Raw genomic sequence first — 20035 nt, 5'->3', positions numbered from 1 at the left:
CCTGCCCCCGGCCCCGCGACCCGGGGCCGGGGTTCCCCCACCGAGGAGATGACATGATCGAAATCGAAGCGCTGACCAAGGTGTACGGCACGGCCCAGACGCGGGCCGTCGACGAGGTGTCGCTGCACGTCCCCGCCGGATCGGTGTTCGGCTTCCTGGGACCCAACGGCGCGGGCAAGACCACCACCATCAAGATGCTGGCCGGGTTGCTGACCCCCACCTCCGGCCGGGTCCGGCTGGGCGGCTTCGACGTGGCCCGGCAGCGTTCGGCCGCCATGGCGCAGTTCGGAGCCGTGCTGGAGGGTTCGCGCAACGTCTACTGGAGCCTGTCGGCCTGGCAGAACCTGATGTACTTCGGCCGGCTCAAAGGCCTGCGCAAGGCCCAGGTCGCCGACCGTGCCGGGGACCTGCTGACCGGGTTGGGGCTGTGGGAGCGGCGCGGCGACAAGGTCGGCGGCTTCTCCCGCGGCATGCAGCAGAAGGTCGCGATCGCCGTCGCCCTGATCGCCGGCCCGCCGATCGTGCTGCTGGACGAGCCGACGCTCGGTCTGGACGTCGAGGCCACCCGCGTCGTCAAGGACTGGATCGCCGAGCTGGCCCGGGAACTGGGCACCACCGTTCTGATCACCACCCACCAGCTGGACGTGGCCCAGGAGCTGTGCGACCGGGTGGCCGTCATGCGCCGGGGACGGCTCGTGGCCGACCTGCCCACGCACGAGCTGCTGGCCGGCTTCCGCGAACGCGACCGCTACGAGATCCGCGTCGAAGGAGCCGCGCCGGCCGGCTTCGACGCCGTCACCCGCGAGGGCGTCACCACGATCGACGTGCGGGTGAACGAACCCGGCGAGGTGTACGACGTGGTCGAACGCCTGCGCGCGCACGGGGCCGTCCTGGAGTCGCTGACCCAGGTCCAGCCCGACCTGGAGGACGTGTTCCTCGCCCTGGTGAACGAGCCGTCCCATGCTTAACGTCCTGGGCGCCGAGATCGGCAAGGGGCTGCGCGTGCAGCTGGCCCACCCGGTCGGCCACGTCATCACGCTGCTGCTCAGCACCATGATGTACCTCGGCCTGCAGTTCGTCCTGGGCCAGGGCCGGCTGCGCCAGGATCTGCTGCCGCAGACCCTCGTCGCGATCGGCGGCTACTGGTTCCTGCAGTACGCCGCGCTGGTGATGGTGGCCGACCTCATCGAGGAGAAACGCGCCGGCACCTTCGCCCAGGCCCAGATGAGCACGGCGCCACCGTGGCTGCCGATGCTCGGGCGGCTGATCACCGCCTCGGTGTTCGGCCTGGCGGTCGCCGCCGTCGCCGCGCTCGTCCCCATGCTGGTGGCCGGGATCACGATCCCGGCGCGCTGGGCGGCGCTCCTGCCCGCCGTACTCCTGGGGGTGAACGTGCTGGCCTTCACCTTCCTGCTGGCGGCCCTCGCCCTGGTCTCCCCGATGATCGGCGCCCTGCAGTCGTTGTTCACCTCACTGGTGTTGCTGCTCAACGGCTCGTTCCTGCCGCTGGCCTTCTATCCGGACTGGCTGGCCGTTCTCGCCAGGGTCCTGCCCACCACACTGGGTATCGAGGCGATCACCCAGACGCTGTTCGAGGGCCGGAGCCTGTCCGAGGTCTGGAGCGGCGGCACCCTGCCCTGGCTGCTCCTGCACACTTTCGCCCTGGTCGCGGTCAGCGGCCTGCTGTTCGTCCGCAACCACCGCCGAGCCCTGCAGGAGTCCTCATGAGCTTCGCTCGCGGATTCGCCGCCGAAGTCGGCAAGGGCCTGCTCAATCTGGCCGCCGGCTGGCGTGAAGGCATCCTGGAAATGGTCACGTTTCCGCTGTTCTACCTGCTCATCGTGCTGTTCATGGGACGCGGGCAGTTGCTCCCCGACCTGCTGCTGCCGGTGCTGCTCGGCATGGTGGCGCTGACCTTCATCCACGAGCAGGTCAACCGGGTGTTCTGGAGCTACCTGGGCGACATCCAGTCCGGGGTGCTGGAACAGACCTACCTGACCTCGCTGCCCTCGGCCGCGAGCATCCTCGGCCGCCAGGTGGCCGCCGTGATCTCGGCCCTGCCCGCCGCGCTGGCCGTCCTGGCCACCGGCGCCGTCGCCGTCACCCTCCAGGGCGGGCGGCTGCCCCTCGACGCGCAGGTGATCGTGCCGCTGGCCGCCATCGTGCTGGGCACCTGCGGGCTGGCCCTGATCCTGTGCGGGCTGACCCTGGTGTTCAAACGCATCGAGATCATCACCCAGCTGTCGGTGGCCGTCTACGCCATCGTCGGCGGCACCCTGGTCCCCCTGGCCGCCCTGCCCGATCCGATCGCCGCCCTCAGCCGGCTGCTGGTTCCCATCGCGCCCGGCATCGAGGCCATGCGCGACATCCTGCTCGGCGGCCACTCCCTGACCGCCCTGCCGACCGGCTGGGGCCTGGGATGGCTGCTGGTCCAGCCGTTGCTCCTCACCACCGCCGGGGTGGTGCTGTTCAATCGACTCGAACACCTCGCCAAACGCCGCGGCACCCTAGGCCGCCACTAGAAGGTGGAGACCACCATGACATCGGACACCGTGACCGTGCGACCCGTCGGCCAGGTGGTGGGCGGGCGCGGCGAGATGGCCGAAGACGACTGGCACGACGTTCGAGCCGTGATCCGGCTGGACGGCGAGGCCTTCACCACCTCGGCGGTGCAGGGCCTGGAGGACTTCTCCCACCTGGAGGTCGTCTTTCTCTTCGATCGCATCGATCCGGCCGAGGTGCGCACCGATCCCCGTCCCCCGCGGGGGAATCCGGACGCGGCCCCGGTGGGGATCTTCGCCCACCGCGGGCCGTACCGGCCCAACCGTCTCGGCGTCTCCCGCTGCCGGCTCCTCGCCGTGGACGGCCTGAACCTGCACATCGCCGACCTGGACGCGCTGTCAGGCACACCCGTCCTGGACATCAAGCCGTACCTGATCGAGTTCGCTCCCCGTCATCCGGTCACCCAGCCGGCTTGGGCCACCGAGCTCATGAGCCCTTACTACTGAGCAGGTCGTGGGCGACTCGACCTCGAACCGCCGGCCTGCCCGGGCGGCACCCCTCGCGGCCTACGAGACGAGGTGCCCCGGCACGCCCGCGCGGGTCACGGCGGTGGTGGCGGTGGTGCGAAAGCGTGCCCGGTAGGTGGTCGGGGCGACGCCCAGGGTGTGCTGGAAGACGCGGCGCATGGTCTCCGCGGATCCGAAGCCGGACTCCTCGGCCACCTTCTCCACGGGGTTGTTCCCTGCCTCGAGGAGCGCCTGGGCGGCCTCCAGCCGTACCGATTCGAGGTAGTGCCCCAAGGTCGTCCCCGTCTCGCGGCGGAAGAGCCTGCTGAGGTGGCGGGCGCTGACACCGGCGCCGCGGGCCAGGGAATCCAGGCTGTGCGGGGCGGCCGGGTCGGCCACGACAGCGTCCATCACGAGCCGCAGCACCGGGTGCGCCGCCTCACGCGGGGCCAGGCGGGCGCTGAACTGGGACTGCCCTCCGGGGCGGGCCATGAAGACGACCAATTCGCGGGCGACGTCGCGCGCGAGACCGGCCCCGTGGTCGGCCTCGACCAGGGACAGCGCCAGGTCGATGCCCGCGGTGACCCCGGCGGAGGTGACGACGTGGCCGTCCCTGACGAACACCGGGTCCGGCTCGACCCTCACCCGGGGATAGGCGGCCGCCAGCTGCGCGGCGAGCCGCCAGTGGGTGGCGGCGCGCCGCCCGTCGAGCACGCCCGTCTGCGCCAGCACGAAGGCCCCGGCACACACCGAGGTGACCCGCGCCGAGCGGCGGGAGAGCTCCGTGACCAGGGCGATCAGGTCCTGGTCGGCCACGGCCCGCCGCCAGTCACGGCGGCCGGGGACGACGATCGTGCCCAGCCGCGCGGGCAGGCTCTCCAGGGCCCCGTCCACCCCGATCCGCACCCCGGAGGAGGTCCGCACGTCCGCGCCTGAGGGGGAGACGACCCGTACCGCGTAACGGGCGCCGAAGCCGTTGGCCGTGGTGAGGACCTCGGCGGGACCGGTGACGTCCAGCAGCTGCACGCCGTCGAAGGCCACCACCGCGACCACGTGGTCCGCCCGCCGACGCGAGGCTACTCGGCCCACGGGGAGTCCAGGATGGTGCGCACGAAGTCCCCGCGCACGAAACCGGGGACGTAGTGGGCGAGCACGTCGGCCTTCACGTTGCCGAACGTGGTCTGCGGCTTGTGCCGGATCCCCTCGGTGAAGGCTTCCAGGATGCGCCGTTTGAAGTCGGGGCGCGGGTGCAGGGCCACGATCGCCGCCCGGTCGGCCTCGCTGACGTCGTGGTAGCCGATGCCCAGCACGTCGTACTCCACCCCCGCCGTCACCAGTGCCACCTCCGGCTCCATGAACTCGGGGATGCCCGGGGTGGTGTGCAGGGCGATCGCGGTCCACACCCGGCGGACGCCGTCCTCGGGCACCTGGCGCTCCCGCAGGAAACGGCGGGCCTCGTCGGCGCTGTCGACCTCGAAACGCCGCCCGCTGCCGTGGAAGGGCTCGCCCAGGCCCAGGTCGTGGAACATGGCCGCGACGTAGAGCAGCTCGGGGTCGAAGCCCAGATCCCGGTCGCGCCCCTGCAGGGCGCCGAAGAAGTACACCCGGCGCGAGTGGTCGTAGATCAGATCGCTCGCGCTGTCGCGTACCAGCTCGGTCGCCTCCCTCGCCAGCGTCGAGTCCGGCACCCGTATCCCGGCCGGTGCGGAAAAGTCCCCGATCATCGCCATCACCCCTGCTCACGTGCCCGCCGGCCCCTCCGGCGGCACCTCCAATCTACGAACCGCCCGGCCGCGGCGCCATGGCCGCAGGGCCCAGCAACCCACAGATACGGACATCGTCTGGAGTGGTCTGCCGGGGAGGGGCGGACCGGGTTCCGGCGTCCGAGACGATCTTGACGATGATTCGGTGACGGGGGCTTTCTCGCCCTGGCCGAGGGCCCCGGCGTGCCTGCTCACGCCCGCCGGGCGGCGTTCAGCGCGTGATCGCCCAGCCCGGCGCCCAGGTCCCGGGAGCGCCGTGGCCGGCCGCCGCGGCGGCGAGGTGACCGCGGCCGGCCGTGCGCCCGCCTCGTCCTCGCCGTCTCCTCGCCGTGTCCTCGCGTCCTCGCTGTGCCCTCGCCGTGTCATGGTCGCGTCACGGCCTTGCCGACGGTCGCGCCGGCGGTGGCCGCCGTCGAGAAACGGTGACATCCGGCGGACGGCGCGCGCACGTCCGGCGCCGATCGTGGTTCGTCATGAACGAGCCACGCACGATCCCGACTCGGCCCCGTGACCGGCTGTACGCCGCGGTCACGCTGGTGCTCGCCGTGTTCCTGCTGCCCGCGGCGTTCGCCCGGCATCCCGGCCGTGCCCGCGAACTGGCCTGCCACTGGGCGTTGCGGATGCGCTTCCCCGCCGAGGACCTCACCGGTCTCGCCGACGGCGCCCTGGCGGCGTTCACCGCTGCGCGCACCCAGGCGCTCTGGCGTCACGGCCAGCTCATCGGCCTCACCTCGGGGTACCGCGATCCCCATGTCCAGCAGCGGATGTTCGACGAGGAGGTGCGCCGCTCCGGCTCCCCGGCGCTGGCGCGCATGCTCGTGCTGCCACCGGCGGAATCCTCCCACGTCAAGGGCATCGCGCTGGACGTGCGCCCCCATGAGGGCGCGCGCTGGCTGGAGGAACACGGCGCCCGCTACGACCTGTACCGCATCTACGACAACGAGTGGTGGCACTTCGAGTACCGCCCGGGCAGCGGCGGGCCACCACGACGACGGCCCCACCCCGGCGTGGGCCGGGCCGGCGAGCACGCGGACCGGCCATAGCCCGCAGGCGGCCCCCGAGGACGGCCCGGCCGTGACACAACCATGACACGGCGCTGACGAGGCGGGGACACGGTCGGCCGACAGTGGACGGGGTTGACCGGAGCCTGTTCCCCAGAGGTGGGTCCGGTCGTCTCCGTGCCACCGAGGAAGGCTGATCGATCGTGACCGAACGCGTACGCGTGGCTGTGCTGGCGGGTGGGCCGTCCGCAGAGCACGAGGTGTCGCTGCAGTCGGCGCAGGCCGTGCTCAATGCCCTGCCCAGGGATCTGTACGAGCCCGTCGCCGTCATCGTCGACCGGAAGGGCAGGTGGCCGGTGGAACTGCGACGCGATCTGGCGGACGTGGTCTTCCCCGTGCTGCACGGGCCGTTCGGCGAGGACGGCGTCGTCCAGGGTCACCTGGAGACGCTGGGCATCCCGTACGTGGGCTGCGGCGTCATGGCCTCCGCCGTGGCCATGAACAAGGTCGCGATGCGGCACGCGTTCCTGGCGGAGGACATTCCGGTCACCCCGCACGTGTGGTTCACCGGGCACGAATGGAGCACCACCACCGACCACTGGGACCTGGTGAAGTCGCTCGACTGGCCGATGTACGTCAAACCGGCCAACATGGGCTCCTCCATCGGCATCTCACGTGTCACCTCCATGGAGGAGCTGCGCGCGGGCGTGGACCTGGCGCTGACCTACGACCGGGTGGTCGTCGTCGAGCAGGGCGTGACAGCGCGCGAGTTCGTCTGCGGCGTGCTCGGCGGCTACGACACCCCGGACGCCTCGGTGCCCGGCGAGCTCATCGTGCCCGGCGACTGGCTCGACTACGAGGCCAAGTACCTCAGCCGGGCCGAGATCGCCGTCATCCCCGCCGTGCTGCCGGAACGGGTGGCCGAGGACGTGCGCGAGCTGGCCCTGCGCGCCTTCCGGGCGATCGGCGGCTACGGCCTGTCCCGCGTCGACTTCCTCCACGAGGAGGACACGGGACGCCTGTACGTGCTGGAGATCAACACCATGCCCGGCTTCACCTCCCGTTCCGTCTACGCCAGGTCGTGGGCCGCGAGCGGTGTCCCGTACCCGGACCTGCTGCGCCGCCTCATCGACCTCGCGTTCGCCAGGAGCGGCTCATGATCCCCATGACGCTGAACGAGATCGCGCGGGTCGTCGGCGCGAGCCTGCACGACGTGCGCGACCCGCAGGAGCCGGTGACGGCGCCCTCGGCGGTCGACTCCCGCGAAGTGGTGCCCGGCGGCCTGTTCGCCGCGACGGCCGGCGCCCGCGCCGACGGTCACGACCACGCGGCCGCCGCCGTCGCGGGCGGCGCCGTCGCCGTGCTGGCCTCGAGGCCCGTCGGCGTGCCCGCCCTCGTGGTCGAGGACGTCCAGCTCGCGCTCGGCCTGCTGGCCAGGCACCTGCTCGAGCACATCAGCCCGACCGTGATCGGCCTGACCGGCTCCGTGGGCAAGACCACGACCAAGGACCTGCTGGCCCAGGTGCTCGAACGGCACGCCGCGACGGTCGCCACCGACAGGTCGTTCAACAACGAGCTCGGACTGCCGCTCACGGTGCTGCGTGCCGACGCCGCCACCCGGTACCTGGTGCTGGAGATGGGCGCGGGCCGCAAGGGCGACCTGAGGTATCTCACCGGGATCGCACCGCCCCGGATCGGGCTGGTGCTCAATGTCGGCACCGCGCACGTGGAGCGCATGGGAGCCGGGCCGGCCGACGTGGCCGAGGCCAAGGGCGAGCTGGTCGAGGCGCTTGCGGCGGACGGGTTCGCACTGCTCAACGCCGACGACCCGTACGTCATGGGCATGGCAGGCCGCACCAGGGCCCGGATCCTGTGGTACGGCCGGTCGGCGAAGGCGCAGGTGCGAGCCGAGGACGTGCGGATGACCGGCCGCGCGCGGACCGCGTTCGAGCTGGTGACGCCCTCCGGCCGCGCCCTGGTCGAGCTCGACCTCATCGGCGAGCACCAGGTGGGCAACGCCCTGGCCGCCGCCGCCGTCGCCACCGCGCTCGGCCTGGACGTCGCCGGGATCGCCGAAGGGCTGACCGCCGCCCGGCGGCGCTCCGCGGGCCGGCTGGAGATCGTCGAACGACCTGACGGCGTCACCGTCGTCGACGACGCCTACAACGCCAGCCCCGAATCCGTGCGGGCCGGGCTGCGGGCGGTGAAGGCCCTGGCGGGCACGCGCCGTACCGTCGCCGTGCTCGGCGCGATGGGACAGCAGGCGGAGGCCTCCCGCGCCCGGCACGCGGAGATGGGCCGGCTCGTCGCCGGCCTCCGCTTCGACGTGCTGATCACGGTCGGAGCGGGGGATCCGCTCGCGATGGCGGAGGCGGCGGAGTCCTCGGACCGGGGCGTGGCCGTCCACACCGCCGAGGACGTGGCCGAGGCCCTCAGGCTGGCCACCGCGCTTGTCGAACCGGGAGACGTGGTGTTCGTCAAGGCCTCCAGCGAGATCGGGCTCGGTGCCTGCGCCCGCGCGCTGGCCGGCGCCTGACCGCCGGCGCATCGCCGGAGGGCCGGGCGGATCGGGCCCGTCCACGCTCGTGCACCGGCCTGGCCGGTGGCGGCACCGTCACCACGACCGGCACCGACCAGGCTGCCGGCACAAGTCATCGAAACGGAGTTCCATGCGCACCATCGGTCTCATCGGCGGGTTGAGCTGGGAATCGACGGTGATCTACTACCAGATCATCAACCAGCGGGTACGCGAGCGGCTCGGCGGCAGCCATTCCGCCAACAGCCTCATCTGGTCGGTCGACTACACGACCGTCGAGGACCTCGTCTTCGCCGACCGCTGGGACGAGGTGAGCACGCTGCTGGCCGACGCCGGCGGGAAGCTGGAGAACCTCGGCGCCGAGGTCCTGCTCGTCTGCAGCAACACCTTCAGCCGGGTGAGCGACGACGTGGCGCGGGCCACGGACGTGCCCGTGCTGCACATCGCCGACGCCGTGGGCGCGGAGGTCCGCGCCAGGGGGATGCGCAAGGTCGGCCTGCTGGGCACCCGCTTCACCATGGAGCAGCCCTTCTACCGCGACCGGCTGGCCGCCCACGGCTTCGACGTGGTCGTCCCGCGGCGCGAGCAGCGGGAACTGACCCATCGCGTGATCTTCGACGAGCTGGTGCGCGGGGTGCTCAGGGAATCCTCCAGAAACGCGTACGCCCAGATCATCGCCGATCTCGCGGCCGACGGAGCCGAAGGCGTCATCCTCGGCTGCACCGAGATCGAGCTCCTGATCACCGAGAAGGACACCGTCGTCCCGCTGCTGCCGAGCGCACGGCTGCACGCGGAGGCGGCGGCCGGCTTCGCGCTGGCCGGCTGACGCGCCCCCGGCCGCGTTCTCTCACGGCGCGCCGGCGCCACCCGGGCAGTTCCGGGGGCCGACACTCTGCCCGGCACCGACGACGGTGACCCGGACCTCGGCGGGGCTTTCCGGCGCCGTGGCGGCGGCCGTGCACACGATCTGCCCGACGGCCGGTGCGGACAGCTCGCCGGCCGGAGCGGACAGGGTCACCACCAGGTGGCCGGCCGGCCTGGCGGTCACCGAGAACGGGCCGGCTTCGGGCGGGACCTCGGTGGTGAACCCGTTCGCCCGCTCCCCCGCGGTGGGTCCGTCCGCCAGCAGCGCGAGCGTGTCCGCCGGGAACATCGGACGGTCACGGGGCCGCGTCACCGCGCTGATCCGGCCGTCCTTCACCAGGTAGAGGGTGGTCGTCGTGGCCGGTACGACGCGTCCGCTCGGCGGGGCTTCTCCGGTGATGACGCCGCTGGGCTGCACGCCGCAGCCGGCCGCGGCGGCGAGCGACACGAGGCCCGCGGCGAGCACGCGGCGGGCGCGTCCGGTCCTCATTCGGGGCCTCCGTCCGGATCGGGTGACCGGCGCGGCAGGCGCAGCGTGAACACGGCGCCGCCGTCCGGGGCGTTGGCGACGGTGAGGTCGCCTCGGTGCAGGCGCGCGTTCTCCCGCGCGATGGCCAGGCCCAGGCCGCTGCCCTCGGACCTGGCCCTGGCCGCGCTGGCCTTGTAGAACCGGTCGAACACGTGCGGCAGCACGGCCTCGTCCAGCCCCGGTCCGTGGTCGCGGACCTCGAGGACGATCCAGTGCGGGTCGGTGTCAAGCCGTACCGACACCGGTGGCTCGCCGTGCCGCAGGGCGTTGCCGACCAGGTTCGCGAGGACGACGTCCACCCGGCGCGGGTCCAGCCGCGCCGTCACCCCGGCCGGGATCTCGGTGTGCACCCGTTCCGACCAGCCCCGGACGCGCAGGGTCGCGCGCACCAGCTCGGCCACGTCGACCTCGTTCGGCGCGAGGGCCGCGACGCCGGAGTCGAACCTGCTGATCTCGATGAGGTCGTTCACCAGGGCGGTGAGGTTGAGCGTCTCCTGGCTGACCAGCCTGGCGGCCCTTCCGGCGGGCTCGGGCAGCCGGCCCGCCTGCTCCTCCAGGACGTCGGCGACCGCGGCGAGCGCGGCCAGCGGGGTACGCAGCTCGTGGGACACGTCGGCCACGAACCGGCGGGCGTCGGCCTCCATCTCGCGCAGCTGCCCGACGAGCCGTTCCAGCTCCGCGGCGGTGTTGTTGAACGTGCGCGACACGTCGGCCAGCTCGTCGGAGCCGCGCACCGCGATCCTGGTCCGCATCTCGCCCTCGCCCAGCAGGCGTGCCGCCCGGCCGAGCTCGCGCACCGGGCCCAGCACGCCACGGGTGGCCAGCAGCGCCAGGGCGACCGCGAACGCCAGGGCCGCCGCGCCGATGAGCCAGGCGCGTGCGGCGAGCTCGTCGACGCTGCGCTCTTCGGGGAGCAGGCTGCGCGCGCTGTAGACCTCGATGCCGGACACCCGCGTCGTCCGGTCCTGCTCGATGATCAGCAACGGCGTGCCGATGATCAGGATGGGCGCGTTGTGCCAGACCACGCGTTGCCACGCGATGTCGCCGCCGGCGACCGCCCGCCGCAACTCCGGTGAGATCACCCCGAGGTCCGAGATCCGGGCGTTCCCGCCCGGCCTCCGGGGCCCCGCCCCCGGCGCCGGGGGCGGCCCCGGGGGGAGCGGCGAGTGCGTGTCGCCGTAGACGGCGACCGCGAAGCTGTTCTGGTCGGCCGCGGCCTCGGCGATCTCGCCGAGCTCGTCCGGGCCCGGCGCCGCGCTCCGCAACGGGTAGAGCGCCTCCAGGCGGCCGGTCATCGCCTGCACCGCGGCGTCCTGGGTCCTCTCCAGGATGGCGTTGCGGGCCTGGACGTAGATCCCGCCGGCCACCGCCGCCGCGGTGACCACGCACAGCAGCGCGAAGGCGGACAACAGCCGGGCACGCAGCCCCAGGCTCGGCCGGAGTGTCACCGGCGCCTCACACCGGCCCGAACCGGTACCCGAACCCACGCACCGTCTGCACGTAGACGGGCGCCGCCGAATCGTCCTCGATCTTCGCGCGCAACCGCTGCACGCACGCGTCCACCAGGCGCGAGTCGCCGAAATACCCGTGTTCCCACACCGACTCCAGCAGCTGCTGGCGGCTGTGCACCCGGCCCGGCGTGCCGGAGAGCTCGAGCAGCAGGCGCAGCTCGGTCGGGGCGAGGTCCACCGGCACGCCGCGTTTGGCGACCACGATCCCGGCCCGGTCGATGGTCAGGTCCCCGTGCCGCTCCAGCTCCGCCTGCTCCCGGCCGATCCGCCGGAGCACGGCGCCGATGCGTGCCTCGAGCACCCTGGGCTGCACCGGCTTGACCACGTAGTCGTCGGCGCCCGCCTCCAGCCCGGCCACCACGTCCATGTCGTCGCCGCGCGCGGTCAGCATGATGATCGGCAGCTGGCCGGCGGCCCGGATGCGGCGGCAGACCTCGAACCCGTCCATGCCGGGCAACATCAGATCGAGCACGACGACGTCGGGAAGATCCGTGCGCAGCCGCTCCAGCCCCTGCTCGCCGGACTCCACCGCGCGCACCCGGTATCCGTGCAAGGTCAGGGCCAGCTCAAGGCCCTCCCGCACGGCCGGGTCGTCCTCGATCAACAACACCCGCGACACGCCCCCGAGTTTCACAGCACGCCCCCGTAACCCGTCCGTAACCCGTCCGCCGGTCAACCCCGTCCACTGTCGGCCGGCCATGTGCCCGTCTCGTCCTCGCCGTGTCATGGTTGTGTCACGGCCCTGCCGACGATCACGCCGACGGCGAACGGTGACGTGCGGCGGACGAGGCACGCACGTTCGGCGCCAATCGTAGTTCGCCGGGCAGGACCCGCCACAGGAACACCCGCACCGTCAACCGCCGGGCCGCGGTGGCGCGTTCCCTCGCACCTGGTGACAGTGCTCTCGCCGGGACCCCGATCAGTCGAGAACCTTGATCTTCTTCATGGTCGGCTGGGAGATCACCCGGGCCACGCCGGGAATACCGATGATCTTCCCGGTCTGGAACGCCTCGTAGGCGGCGTAGTCGGCGACGAGAACGCGCAGGTGGTAGTCGGGGGTGGCGAACAGGCGGCGGAACTCGACGACCTCGTCGTAGGCGGCGATGGTCCTCTCCAGTTGCTCCAGGGTCTTCAGATCGCTCACGGCGACCTCGATGGAGACGATGACCTCCAGCCCGCCGCCGAGGATCCCGTGATCGACCGTCGCCCGGTAACCGGTGATGACGCCCGCCTCCTCCAGTCGCTTCACCCGGCGCAGGCACGGGGGCGGGGTGAGCCCCACACGCCTGGCGAGCTCGACGTTGGTCAACCGGCCGTCCCGCCGGAGGTGGAACAAAATTTCGCGGTCAATGGCATCCAGTACGTTTTCATTGCTCATATTGCGATTTTAGAGCCAGAATCGGAAACCATATGAGGCTGCTTTAAATCTATAATTACGTCAATTGTATTTCGGTGGCTGAACGCCCTTCTTTCCGCTGTGCACACCCGTACCGGCTCCGGGGGCGAGCCGCACCGTGACACCGTCCGACGAGAGGTGAGAACCCCATGGCGAACCACGCCGCGCAGGTCGGAGCCTGGCTGGACGAGCGGGCCGAGGAGATGGCGCTGCTTCTCGAACGTCTCGTGGCCGTCGACTCCGAGAACCCGCCCGGCCGCGCGCTGGGCCGCTGCGCGCGGGTGCTGCGCGAGGCGATGGACCCTCTCGGCCTGTCCCCGGAGATCATCGATCTCGTCGACCCGTCCGGTGAGCTCGAAGAGCCCTGCGTCGTGCGCGGCACCGCCGGCGACGGTGACAGGCTCGTCTACTTCCACGGCCACTTCGACGTGGTGCCCGCCCAGAGTCGCGGGCAGTTCACGGCCGTACGCCGCGGCGGGAGGATCATCGGCCGGGGCGCGGCGGACATGAAGGGCGGCATCGTGAGCATGCTCTACGGCGCCGCGGCCGCCAGGGACCTGGGGCTGCTCGGCGACGGGCGGATCGTCGTGCACCTGGTGTGCGACGAGGAGACCGGCAGCGTCGTGGGCACCGGGCACCTGCGCGCCGCCGGGCTGATCGAGCCGGCCGCGCTGGCCATGGTCACCGCCGAACCCAGCGGCGGCGCCATCTGGAACGCCGCCCGCGGCGCCGTCTCCGTCCGCGTGGACATCAGGGGCCGCGAGGCCCACGTCGGGCAGGCGAACCTCGGCGTCAACGCCTTCCAGCAGATGCTGCACATCGCCCGCCCCGTCGAGCGGTACGCCGCCGAGATGGCCGGGCGGCACACCGGCTTCCCGATGAGCCCCGGCGACGCCCGCGGCAGCATGATCGTCGTCGGCGGCCTGTCCGGCGGCGGCTCCAACTTCAACGTCGTGCCCGGCTCGGCCTTCTTCACCGTCGACGGCCGCTACAACCCCGAAGAGGACCTGGAGGGCGAGCTCAAGCGCCTGACCGGCCTCGTCGAGGACGCCGCCCGCGAGATCGGCGCCGGCGTGTCGATCCGCACGACCCAGCTGCAGCCCTCCGCCGGCACCGAGCGCGACCATCCCGCGGCCGTCGCGCTCGCCCGCGTCGTCGGCGACGTCCAGGGCGCGCCGGCCCGGTTCGAGATGTGCGCGGGCATCCTGGAGACCCGCTGGTACGCGCAGCTCGGCATCCCCGCCTTCGGCTACGGCGCGGGCCGCCTGGACGTCTCGCACGGCCCCGACGAGTACGTCGACGAGATCGCCATGCGCCGCTGCGCCGCCGTGTACGCCCGCTACGCGAGCGACATGCTGTCTTGACGACCGGGTGCGGCCCGTCCCGGTGGTGTCCCGGCGGGCCGCACCCGGACGCGTCAGGGGGTCAGCCGGTGGAGGTCACGGGGAAACAGGGTGGCGCGGCGGATGTTGTCGGCCCCCGTCAGCCGGGTGGTCCACCGTTCCAGGCCGAGGGCGAAGCCACCGTGCGGGGGCATCCCGTGCCGGAAGGCGGCGAGATAGCCGGCGTAGGGCTCCGGCGACTCCCCGCGGGCCGCCAGGGCCGCGAGATAGTCCTCGTGGCGGTGCAGGCGCTGGCCGCCGGTGACGAGCTCCAAGCCGCGAAAGAGCAGGTCGAAGCTGTTGGAGTACTGCGGCCTGCCGGGCTCTGGGTGGGTGTAGAAGGGACGTTTGGCCATCGGGTAGCCGGTGACGAACAGGAACTCGCTGCCGTGCTCGCGCAGCGCCCACCGCGACAGCCAGCGTTCGTGGGCCGGGGCGAGGTCCGGCTCCCCCCTGGGGTCCTCGCCGGTGTGGGCGGCCAGGAGTTCCTGGGCCCGGGCGAAGTGGATCTCCGGGATCCGTTCCGGGACGTCGGGCAGCTCGACGCCCAGCAGCGCGCAGGCCTCGCCGGCGTGCTGCTCGACGGCGGCCGTCATGCCCGCGATCACCTCGCGCAGCACGGCCATCACCTCCCGGTGGTCGGTGACGAAGCCGAGTTCGGCGTCCAGCGAGGTGTACTGGGCCAGGTGCCGCGCGGTGTCGTGAGGTTCGGCCCGGAAGACCGGCCCGGTCTCGTAGACGCGCTCGAAGACGCCGACCATGGCCTGTTTGAAGAACTGCGGCGACTGGGCCAGGTAGGCGCGGGTGCCGAACCAGTCGATCCCGAAGACGCCGGCACCGGACTCGGTCGCCGAGGCCACCACCTTGGGTGTGTGGATCTCGGTGAAGCCGAGCGCGTCCAGCGTCGTGCGGAAACCCGCCACCGAGACCGCGGAGATGGCGTGGGGCGCCCGCAGCAGCGGATGGCGCAGGGCGACCGGGGCATGGTCGAGGATGGTCGGCAGGGTGGCCGGTACCGCGGGGCGGTAGAGGTCGAACGGCGGGGCGGCGGCCGGTCCCGACAGGGCGGTCACCTCCGGGGAGGTCACCTCGGCTCCGCCGGGAGCCTGGGGGTTGGCGGTCACGGTCCCGGTGATCTGCAGGACGGTCTCTTCGGGATGGCCGCCGGCCGCGGCCATGGCCTCGGGCTCGGTGACCACGGCCTGGACCAGGCCGGAGCGGTCCCGCAGGATGAGGAAGACCACGGATTTCAGGGTTCGCCTGCGGTGCGGCCAGCCGGGCCGTCCATCCAGCACACCACCTCCGAGGTCCGTCCACGAGGCTCGAACAGGCCCTGAGAAGACAGGTACCGGCAGGGCCACCCGGCCGGACTCCCCCCGGCCCCGGAGGTGAGGGACGGGAATGAGGTCCCGGCAGCGGAAGGCGGCGCGACCGGCCGTCTACTCCCGGACGATCGCCGCGTTCTGGAGGCGCGCCGCGTCCTGGCCCGGCGGGACTCCGAACATGCGCCGGTACTCGCGGCTGAACTGCGACGGGCTGTCGTATCCGACGGCGTACCCGATCGCGGCCACGTCGTGCGGCGCCGCGATGAGTTGCAGGCGGGCCCTTTGGAGCCGGAGTTGTTTCTGATACTGAAGTGGGCTCATGGCGGTCACCGCACGGAAGTGCCGGTTGAGCGAGGAGACGCTCACCCCGACCTCGCCGGCGAGGTCGTCGATGCGGATCACCTCGTCGTAGCGGGCCCTGATCCACCCGATCGCACGGGCGACGAGGGTCATGCGGCTGTCGGCCAGGCCGATCTGCCTGACCAGGTCCGCCTGGGACCCGTTCAGCAGCCGCCAGTGGATCTCGCGTCGGACGCCGGGGGCCAGTATCGGGATGTCAGGTGGCTCGTCCAGCAGGCGCAGCAGCCGGACGACGGCGTCGAGCAGCCTGTCGTCGGCATCACTGGTCGCGATGCCCGGCCCCTCGTCGGACGGACGACGGGAGCGAACGACGGAGGGGCCGGCCTCCAGCAGCAGTTGCGCGATGATCGCGGGCCGCAGCGGGAGTCCGAACCCGAGGAACGGCTCGGAGGGCGTGGCACGCGTGATCTGCGAGGTCAGGGGAAGGTCGACCGTCACGACGAGATACTGGCCCGCGCGGTAGTCGAAGACGCGGTCGTTGAGGACGGAGCGCTTCGCTCCCTGGGCGACCAGGGCGAACATGGGCGTGGTGACCGTGCCCAGCGGTTCGGTCACGTGCCCGGTCGAGAACACCGTGATTCCCTCGATCCCCAGCGGGCGTGGGCCGCCCGCGGCCAGTCGCGCGATCCGGTCGCGAAGTTCCTCCAGGTGACGCACCACACCAGTGGACCACGGAGATATGCGCAAGACCAAGATGATCCGGGCAAGGTTGAGCGGATCGTGCAACGCTGCGCGCGCATCGTTCTAGGCGATCGCGGCGTTTCGCGCTCGAATGGGGGAACACGGGGAGACGGCGTCCATGCCGTCCCCACCCCTATCAGCTCGGAGTCACAGGATGTCGCTCGATTCCTACGTCACGCTCGGCCGCTCGGGTCTGCGGGTCAGCCCGTTCACGCTCGGCACGATGACCTTCGGTGAGGATCACGGTTGGGGCTGCAGCCCAGAGGAGTCCAAGAACATCCTCGCGGCCTATCTGGGCGAGGGCGGCAACTCGATCGACACGGCCAACATCTACACCAACGGCCACTCCGAAAAGATCATCGGCGACTACTTCGCCGGCCGGCCCGCACTACGCGATCGAGTGGTGATCGGCACGAAGTTCTTCGGCAACCTGTACGAGAACGACCCCAACGGCGGCGGAGCCGGCCGTAAGTCGATCGTGCAACAGCTGGAGAACTCGCTACGGCGCCTGCGGACCGACTACGTCGACGTCTACTGGCTGCACAACTTCGACCCGTCCACGCCGGCCGAGGAGACCCTCCGCGCGCTGGACCACCTGATCGGCGACGGCAAGGTCCGCTACGTCGGATTCTCCGACGTGCCGGCCTGGGCGACGGCCGAGGCGGCCACCATCGCGCGCCTGCGCGGCTGGGCTCCGATCATCGCCCTGCAGCTGGAGTACTCCCTGCTTGAGCGGACCTCGGAAGGAGAGCTGATCCCCATGGCCCAGGCCCTGGGAATGGGCGTGATGGCGTGGGGGCCGCTGAAGAGCGGGTTCCTGTCCGGCAAGTACTCCAGCGCCGGCACCGGTCCGGTGGACACCGCTCGCACGCAGCTGGTGGGCGCCCCGGGCGAAGCCGATTACGTCGTGATCGACGCGCTCAACGACGTCGCCGCCGACGTGGGCGCCAGTCCCGCCCAGGTGGCACTGGCCTGGGTGCGGGACCGTCCCGGGATCACCTCCACCCTGGTCGGCGCACGCCGCATGGACCAGTTCGAGGTCAACCTGCGTGCCCTGAACCTCACCCTCACCGAAACCCAGCGCGCCACGCTCGACGACGTGTCCACTCCCACGCTGAACTTCCCCGCCGAGAACAACAGGCACCTGGGCCGCATGCTGCAGTTCGCCGGAGCCACCGTGGACGGGTTCCCGTCGGCGGTGTCCCCGCTCCTGCGGGCCGGCAGCGCTCGCTACTGAACCCATGGCCGAACACGCGACGCTCGCTACCGAACACCATGGCCGAGCACGCGACGGAGGTCGCGCCGCTCGGCCGGCGGCGGGGCTCCGGCTCACTGGTTTCGGGTCTGGCAGACCTCCCGGCCGGCCTCGATGTCCGGCGCGGCCGGCCTGGCCCTGCCGCCGCTGACCGGGATCGCGCCCTTTGCGGTCCAAGGGATGGACCGGGCATGAAACATGAAGGTTGCTAAGACCGGTGGTGACCTTGGAGGCTCTCCTTGACGACGCGCGTACGACCTTCCAGGAGTGCCCTGTGATCATCGAGGATCTGTCCGAGCCGGAACTCGCCCTCTGGGAGGCGTTTCCCGCAGCGCGTCCTGTGGATCTTCCCGGCACCCCCGTCCGGGCCGCGATCATCGCAAGGATGCTGCTCGGCGCCCGGGAAGGCCTTGCAGGGCAGACGCCCGGCATGCACCTGTCCGGCGCCCGGATCACCGGCCGATTGGACCTGTCGTACGCCGAGGTGCAACACCCTCTGATCTTGACCAAGTGCGAGTTCGAGGAAACGCCGGTCTTCACCGGAGCCCGCACCGGCCTGGTGGACCTCGCGGCCTCCCGGGCACCCGGACTGCAGGCCGTAGACGCTGTGATCGGCGGGGCACTGCGCCTGGAAGGCTGCGAGATGGCCGGCCCGATCCAGCTCGCCGGGGCCCACGTGTCCGGGACGCTGAATCTCGGCGGCGCAGCGATCCACGCGCTTCAGGCCGTCCATGCCGACGGCCTGATCGTCGACCGTGATCTTCTGTGCGCGAACGCCGTCATCGACGGTGAGTTACGCGTTGTCGGCGCCAGGATCGGCGGGACGATGACCCTCGACGGCGCACGGGTCGGGCGGTCAGGCGGCTTCAGCCTCACCGCCGAGGGGGTCGTCATCGACGGCGGGTTGTCGTGTGCCCGCGGTTTCCGCTCCTGGGGGGAGCTGAGCGTGCAGGACGCCCGGATAGGGCGCCGGTGCCTCTTCAGCGGAGCCCGGCTGTCCAACCCGGACGGCATCGCCCTGAACGCGGAGAGACTCGGTGTCGAGGGCGGGCTGCGTATCGATGACGGCTTCTCGGCCGAAGGTGAGGTCCTTCTGCGCGGAGCCCGCGTGGCCGGTTCGCTCCGTTTCGCGCAGGCGAGCCTCGCCAATCCGGGAGGACGCGCGCTGAACGCGCCGCTGATGGAGATCGGCAGCGGACTGCGGCTCACACCAGGTTTCGTGGCGAACGGAGAGGTCTTCCTGGACTCCACCCAGGTCCGCGGATCGGTCAACCTCGACGGCGGGAGGTTGTCCAACCCGGGTGCGACGGCGCTTTCCCTGCGCCGGCTGGGGGTCACCGGCAGGCTCAGCTGCAGCGAAGGCTTCCGTGCCGACGGGGAGATCGTGCTCGTCAACGCCCGGATCGAGGGCAGCTTGGAGTTTCACGGTGCCACCCTCGGTAATCCCGGCGGGCGGGTTCTGTCCCTGTGGGAGGTGACCGCGGGCGGGGGCATCGACTGCTGCGAAGGCTTCGCGGCCACGGGAGACGTCTCGATCAGGAACTCCCGGATCGCCGCCACACTGTGCCTTGCGGAGACCACCATCGACGGTGACCTTCACCTTCGTGGTGTAGAAGCGGCTTCGCTGAAGATCGGGCCCCGGACGGAACTGCTGCGGGCCGTCGACCTTCGCCACAGCCGGGTCGGCGTACTCGATGACGCTCCCAGCCGGTGGCCTGCTCACGTCCTGATGAACGGCTTCACCTATGACAGCCTGGAGGCTCCCCTGCCTGTCAAGGAGCGACTTGACTGGCTGGCCAGGGAAGATTACCAACCTCAACCCTATGAGCAATTGGCCGCCGTCTACCGCCGGCAGGGCCACGATGAGGCTGCTCGGGACGTGCTGCTGGCCAAACAGCGTCGCCGCCGCTCGGGGCAGCGGCTCGGGGCACGGATGTGGGGATATGCGCAGGACTGGACCGTCGGGTACGGCTACCGGCCCTTCCGCGCTGCGCTCTGGCTCGCAGCCCTTCTCCTTGCCGGCACGGTCGTCTTCACCGCCCACCAGCCACCGGCCTTCAAGCCGGGCGAGGCTCCCCCCTTCAGCGCCTTCCTCTACACCCTGGACCTGCTCCTCCCGATCATCAGCTTCGGACAGGAGAGCGCCTTCGGCCCGCGCGGCGCACAACAGTGGCTCGCCGCGGCGATGATCACCGCAGGGTGGATCCTCGCAACGACCATCCTGGCCGGCCTCACTCGCGCGCTCTCCCGCCAATAACGCGACCAGAAGCGGGCAGTCGATCACGTTGTCGCCGAACAGCGAGTCGATGTGCTCGAAACCGGTGTCCCGGCGGCGGGGGGGGGGGGGGGGCGCCGGCGCGCCCGCCCGGGCCCCCCCCCCCCGCCCCGCGCGCCGGGCGCGGGAGGGGAGAACAACACACACAA

General features: G+C 71.6%; 19 protein-coding genes. 11 read left to right on the top strand and 8 right to left on the bottom strand.

Features of this window, described 5'->3' with window-relative positions; translation table 11 throughout:
• Positions 1 to 53 precede the first annotated feature (53 nt).
• The 4 genes from AB0G15_RS34400 to AB0G15_RS34385 are packed head-to-tail and all read left to right on the top strand — an operon-like array spanning position 54 to position 3008.
• Positions 54 to 968 (top strand): ABC transporter ATP-binding protein, encoded by a 915-nt coding sequence (locus tag AB0G15_RS34400; protein WP_362848050.1) that lies wholly within the window; start codon positions 54 to 56, stop codon positions 966 to 968.
• The gene (locus AB0G15_RS34395) at positions 961 to 1728 is read left to right on the top strand and encodes an ABC transporter permease (protein ID WP_362848047.1); all 768 of its coding nucleotides are present in this window, start codon (positions 961 to 963) and stop codon (positions 1726 to 1728) included. The genes AB0G15_RS34400 and AB0G15_RS34395 overlap by 8 nt, the downstream gene beginning before the upstream one ends.
• Positions 1725 to 2522 carry an ABC transporter permease gene (locus AB0G15_RS34390; protein WP_362848045.1) on the top strand — a complete coding sequence of 266 codons (798 nt, stop codon included), beginning with the start codon at positions 1725 to 1727 and terminating at the stop codon, positions 2520 to 2522. The genes AB0G15_RS34395 and AB0G15_RS34390 overlap by 4 nt, the downstream gene beginning before the upstream one ends.
• Before the next feature lie 15 nt (positions 2523 to 2537).
• Positions 2538 to 3008: an SAM-dependent methyltransferase gene (locus tag AB0G15_RS34385; RefSeq protein WP_362848042.1), complete on the top strand. Its 471-nt coding sequence runs from the start codon at positions 2538 to 2540 to the stop codon at positions 3006 to 3008.
• A gap of 60 nt (positions 3009 to 3068) precedes the next feature.
• Here AB0G15_RS34385 and AB0G15_RS34380 read toward each other — a convergent pair whose 3' ends face one another.
• Positions 3069 to 4097, bottom strand: coding sequence for a GlxA family transcriptional regulator (locus AB0G15_RS34380; RefSeq protein WP_362848039.1), 1029 nt, complete (start codon positions 4095 to 4097; stop codon positions 3069 to 3071).
• A complete protein-coding gene (locus tag AB0G15_RS34375; RefSeq protein WP_362848036.1) occupies positions 4085 to 4732 on the bottom strand; it encodes an HD domain-containing protein in 648 nt (215 codons plus the stop codon). The genes AB0G15_RS34380 and AB0G15_RS34375 overlap by 13 nt, the downstream gene beginning before the upstream one ends.
• Positions 4733 to 5244: 512 nt before the next feature.
• On the opposite strand from AB0G15_RS34375, the gene vanY-N reads away from it, so the two are divergent.
• The 4 genes from vanY-N to AB0G15_RS34355 all read left to right on the top strand — a co-directional run bounded on the left by vanY-N (position 5245) and on the right by AB0G15_RS34355 (position 9134).
• Entirely contained in the window at positions 5245 to 5814 is a 570-nt protein-coding gene (vanY-N, locus tag AB0G15_RS34370) for a D,D-peptidase/D,D-carboxypeptidase VanY-N (RefSeq protein ID WP_362848033.1), read from the top strand.
• A 161-nt stretch (positions 5815 to 5975) separates the two neighbouring features.
• Complete coding sequence (locus AB0G15_RS34365; RefSeq protein WP_362848030.1) at positions 5976 to 6932, top strand: D-alanine--D-alanine ligase family protein; 957 nt, start codon at positions 5976 to 5978, stop codon at positions 6930 to 6932.
• Positions 6929 to 8308: a UDP-N-acetylmuramoyl-tripeptide--D-alanyl-D-alanine ligase gene (murF, locus tag AB0G15_RS34360; protein ID WP_362848028.1), complete on the top strand. Its 1380-nt coding sequence runs from the start codon at positions 6929 to 6931 to the stop codon at positions 8306 to 8308. The genes AB0G15_RS34365 and murF overlap by 4 nt, the downstream gene beginning before the upstream one ends.
• A gap of 133 nt (positions 8309 to 8441) precedes the next feature.
• A complete protein-coding gene (locus AB0G15_RS34355) occupies positions 8442 to 9134 on the top strand; it encodes an aspartate/glutamate racemase family protein (RefSeq protein ID WP_362848025.1) in 693 nt (230 codons plus the stop codon).
• Positions 9135 to 9155: 21 nt separating this feature from the next.
• On the opposite strand, the gene AB0G15_RS34350 is transcribed toward AB0G15_RS34355, so the two are convergent.
• The 4 genes from AB0G15_RS34350 to AB0G15_RS34335 form a co-directional block, all read right to left on the bottom strand.
• On the bottom strand, positions 9156 to 9662 hold the full coding sequence (locus AB0G15_RS34350; RefSeq protein ID WP_362848023.1) for a hypothetical protein: 507 nt from the start codon (positions 9660 to 9662) through the stop codon (positions 9156 to 9158).
• On the bottom strand, positions 9659 to 11149 hold the full coding sequence (locus AB0G15_RS34345) for a HAMP domain-containing sensor histidine kinase (RefSeq protein WP_362848020.1): 1491 nt from the start codon (positions 11147 to 11149) through the stop codon (positions 9659 to 9661). Before AB0G15_RS34345 ends, AB0G15_RS34350 begins: the two co-directional genes overlap by 4 nt.
• Positions 11150 to 11156: 7 nt before the next feature.
• Positions 11157 to 11831 carry a response regulator transcription factor gene (locus tag AB0G15_RS34340; protein ID WP_362848017.1) on the bottom strand — a complete coding sequence of 225 codons (675 nt, stop codon included), beginning with the start codon at positions 11829 to 11831 and terminating at the stop codon, positions 11157 to 11159.
• Between the two features lie 300 nt (positions 11832 to 12131).
• On the bottom strand, positions 12132 to 12590 hold the full coding sequence (locus tag AB0G15_RS34335) for an Lrp/AsnC family transcriptional regulator (protein WP_362848014.1): 459 nt from the start codon (positions 12588 to 12590) through the stop codon (positions 12132 to 12134).
• A 167-nt stretch (positions 12591 to 12757) separates the two neighbouring features.
• Between AB0G15_RS34335 and AB0G15_RS34330 the strand changes: the two genes are divergently transcribed.
• Complete coding sequence (locus AB0G15_RS34330; protein ID WP_362848011.1) at positions 12758 to 13972, top strand: M20/M25/M40 family metallo-hydrolase; 1215 nt, start codon at positions 12758 to 12760, stop codon at positions 13970 to 13972.
• Positions 13973 to 14025: 53 nt separating this feature from the next.
• Here the strand turns inward: AB0G15_RS34330 and aspS are convergent, their stop codons facing one another.
• Together aspS and AB0G15_RS34320 are read right to left on the bottom strand one after the other, a co-directional pair.
• A complete protein-coding gene (gene aspS / locus AB0G15_RS34325) occupies positions 14026 to 15285 on the bottom strand; it encodes an aspartate--tRNA(Asn) ligase (RefSeq protein WP_362848008.1) in 1260 nt (419 codons plus the stop codon).
• Positions 15286 to 15429: 144 nt separating this feature from the next.
• A complete protein-coding gene (locus AB0G15_RS34320) occupies positions 15430 to 16332 on the bottom strand; it encodes an AraC family transcriptional regulator (RefSeq protein WP_362848005.1) in 903 nt (300 codons plus the stop codon).
• A 178-nt stretch (positions 16333 to 16510) separates the two neighbouring features.
• On the opposite strand from AB0G15_RS34320, the gene AB0G15_RS34315 reads away from it, so the two are divergent.
• Positions 16511 to 17593, top strand: a complete 1083-nt coding sequence (locus AB0G15_RS34315) for an aldo/keto reductase (protein WP_362848003.1) — start codon at positions 16511 to 16513, stop codon at positions 17591 to 17593.
• A gap of 292 nt (positions 17594 to 17885) precedes the next feature.
• A complete protein-coding gene (locus tag AB0G15_RS34310; RefSeq protein WP_362848000.1) occupies positions 17886 to 19868 on the top strand; it encodes a hypothetical protein in 1983 nt (660 codons plus the stop codon).
• Positions 19869 to 20035: the final 167 nt, after the last annotated feature.

It is taken from the genome of Streptosporangium sp. NPDC023825, assembly GCF_040639575.1.
GTDB lineage: Bacteria > Actinomycetota > Actinomycetes > Streptosporangiales > Streptosporangiaceae > Streptosporangium.
This window is presented reverse-complemented; position numbering and strand designations above follow the sequence as displayed.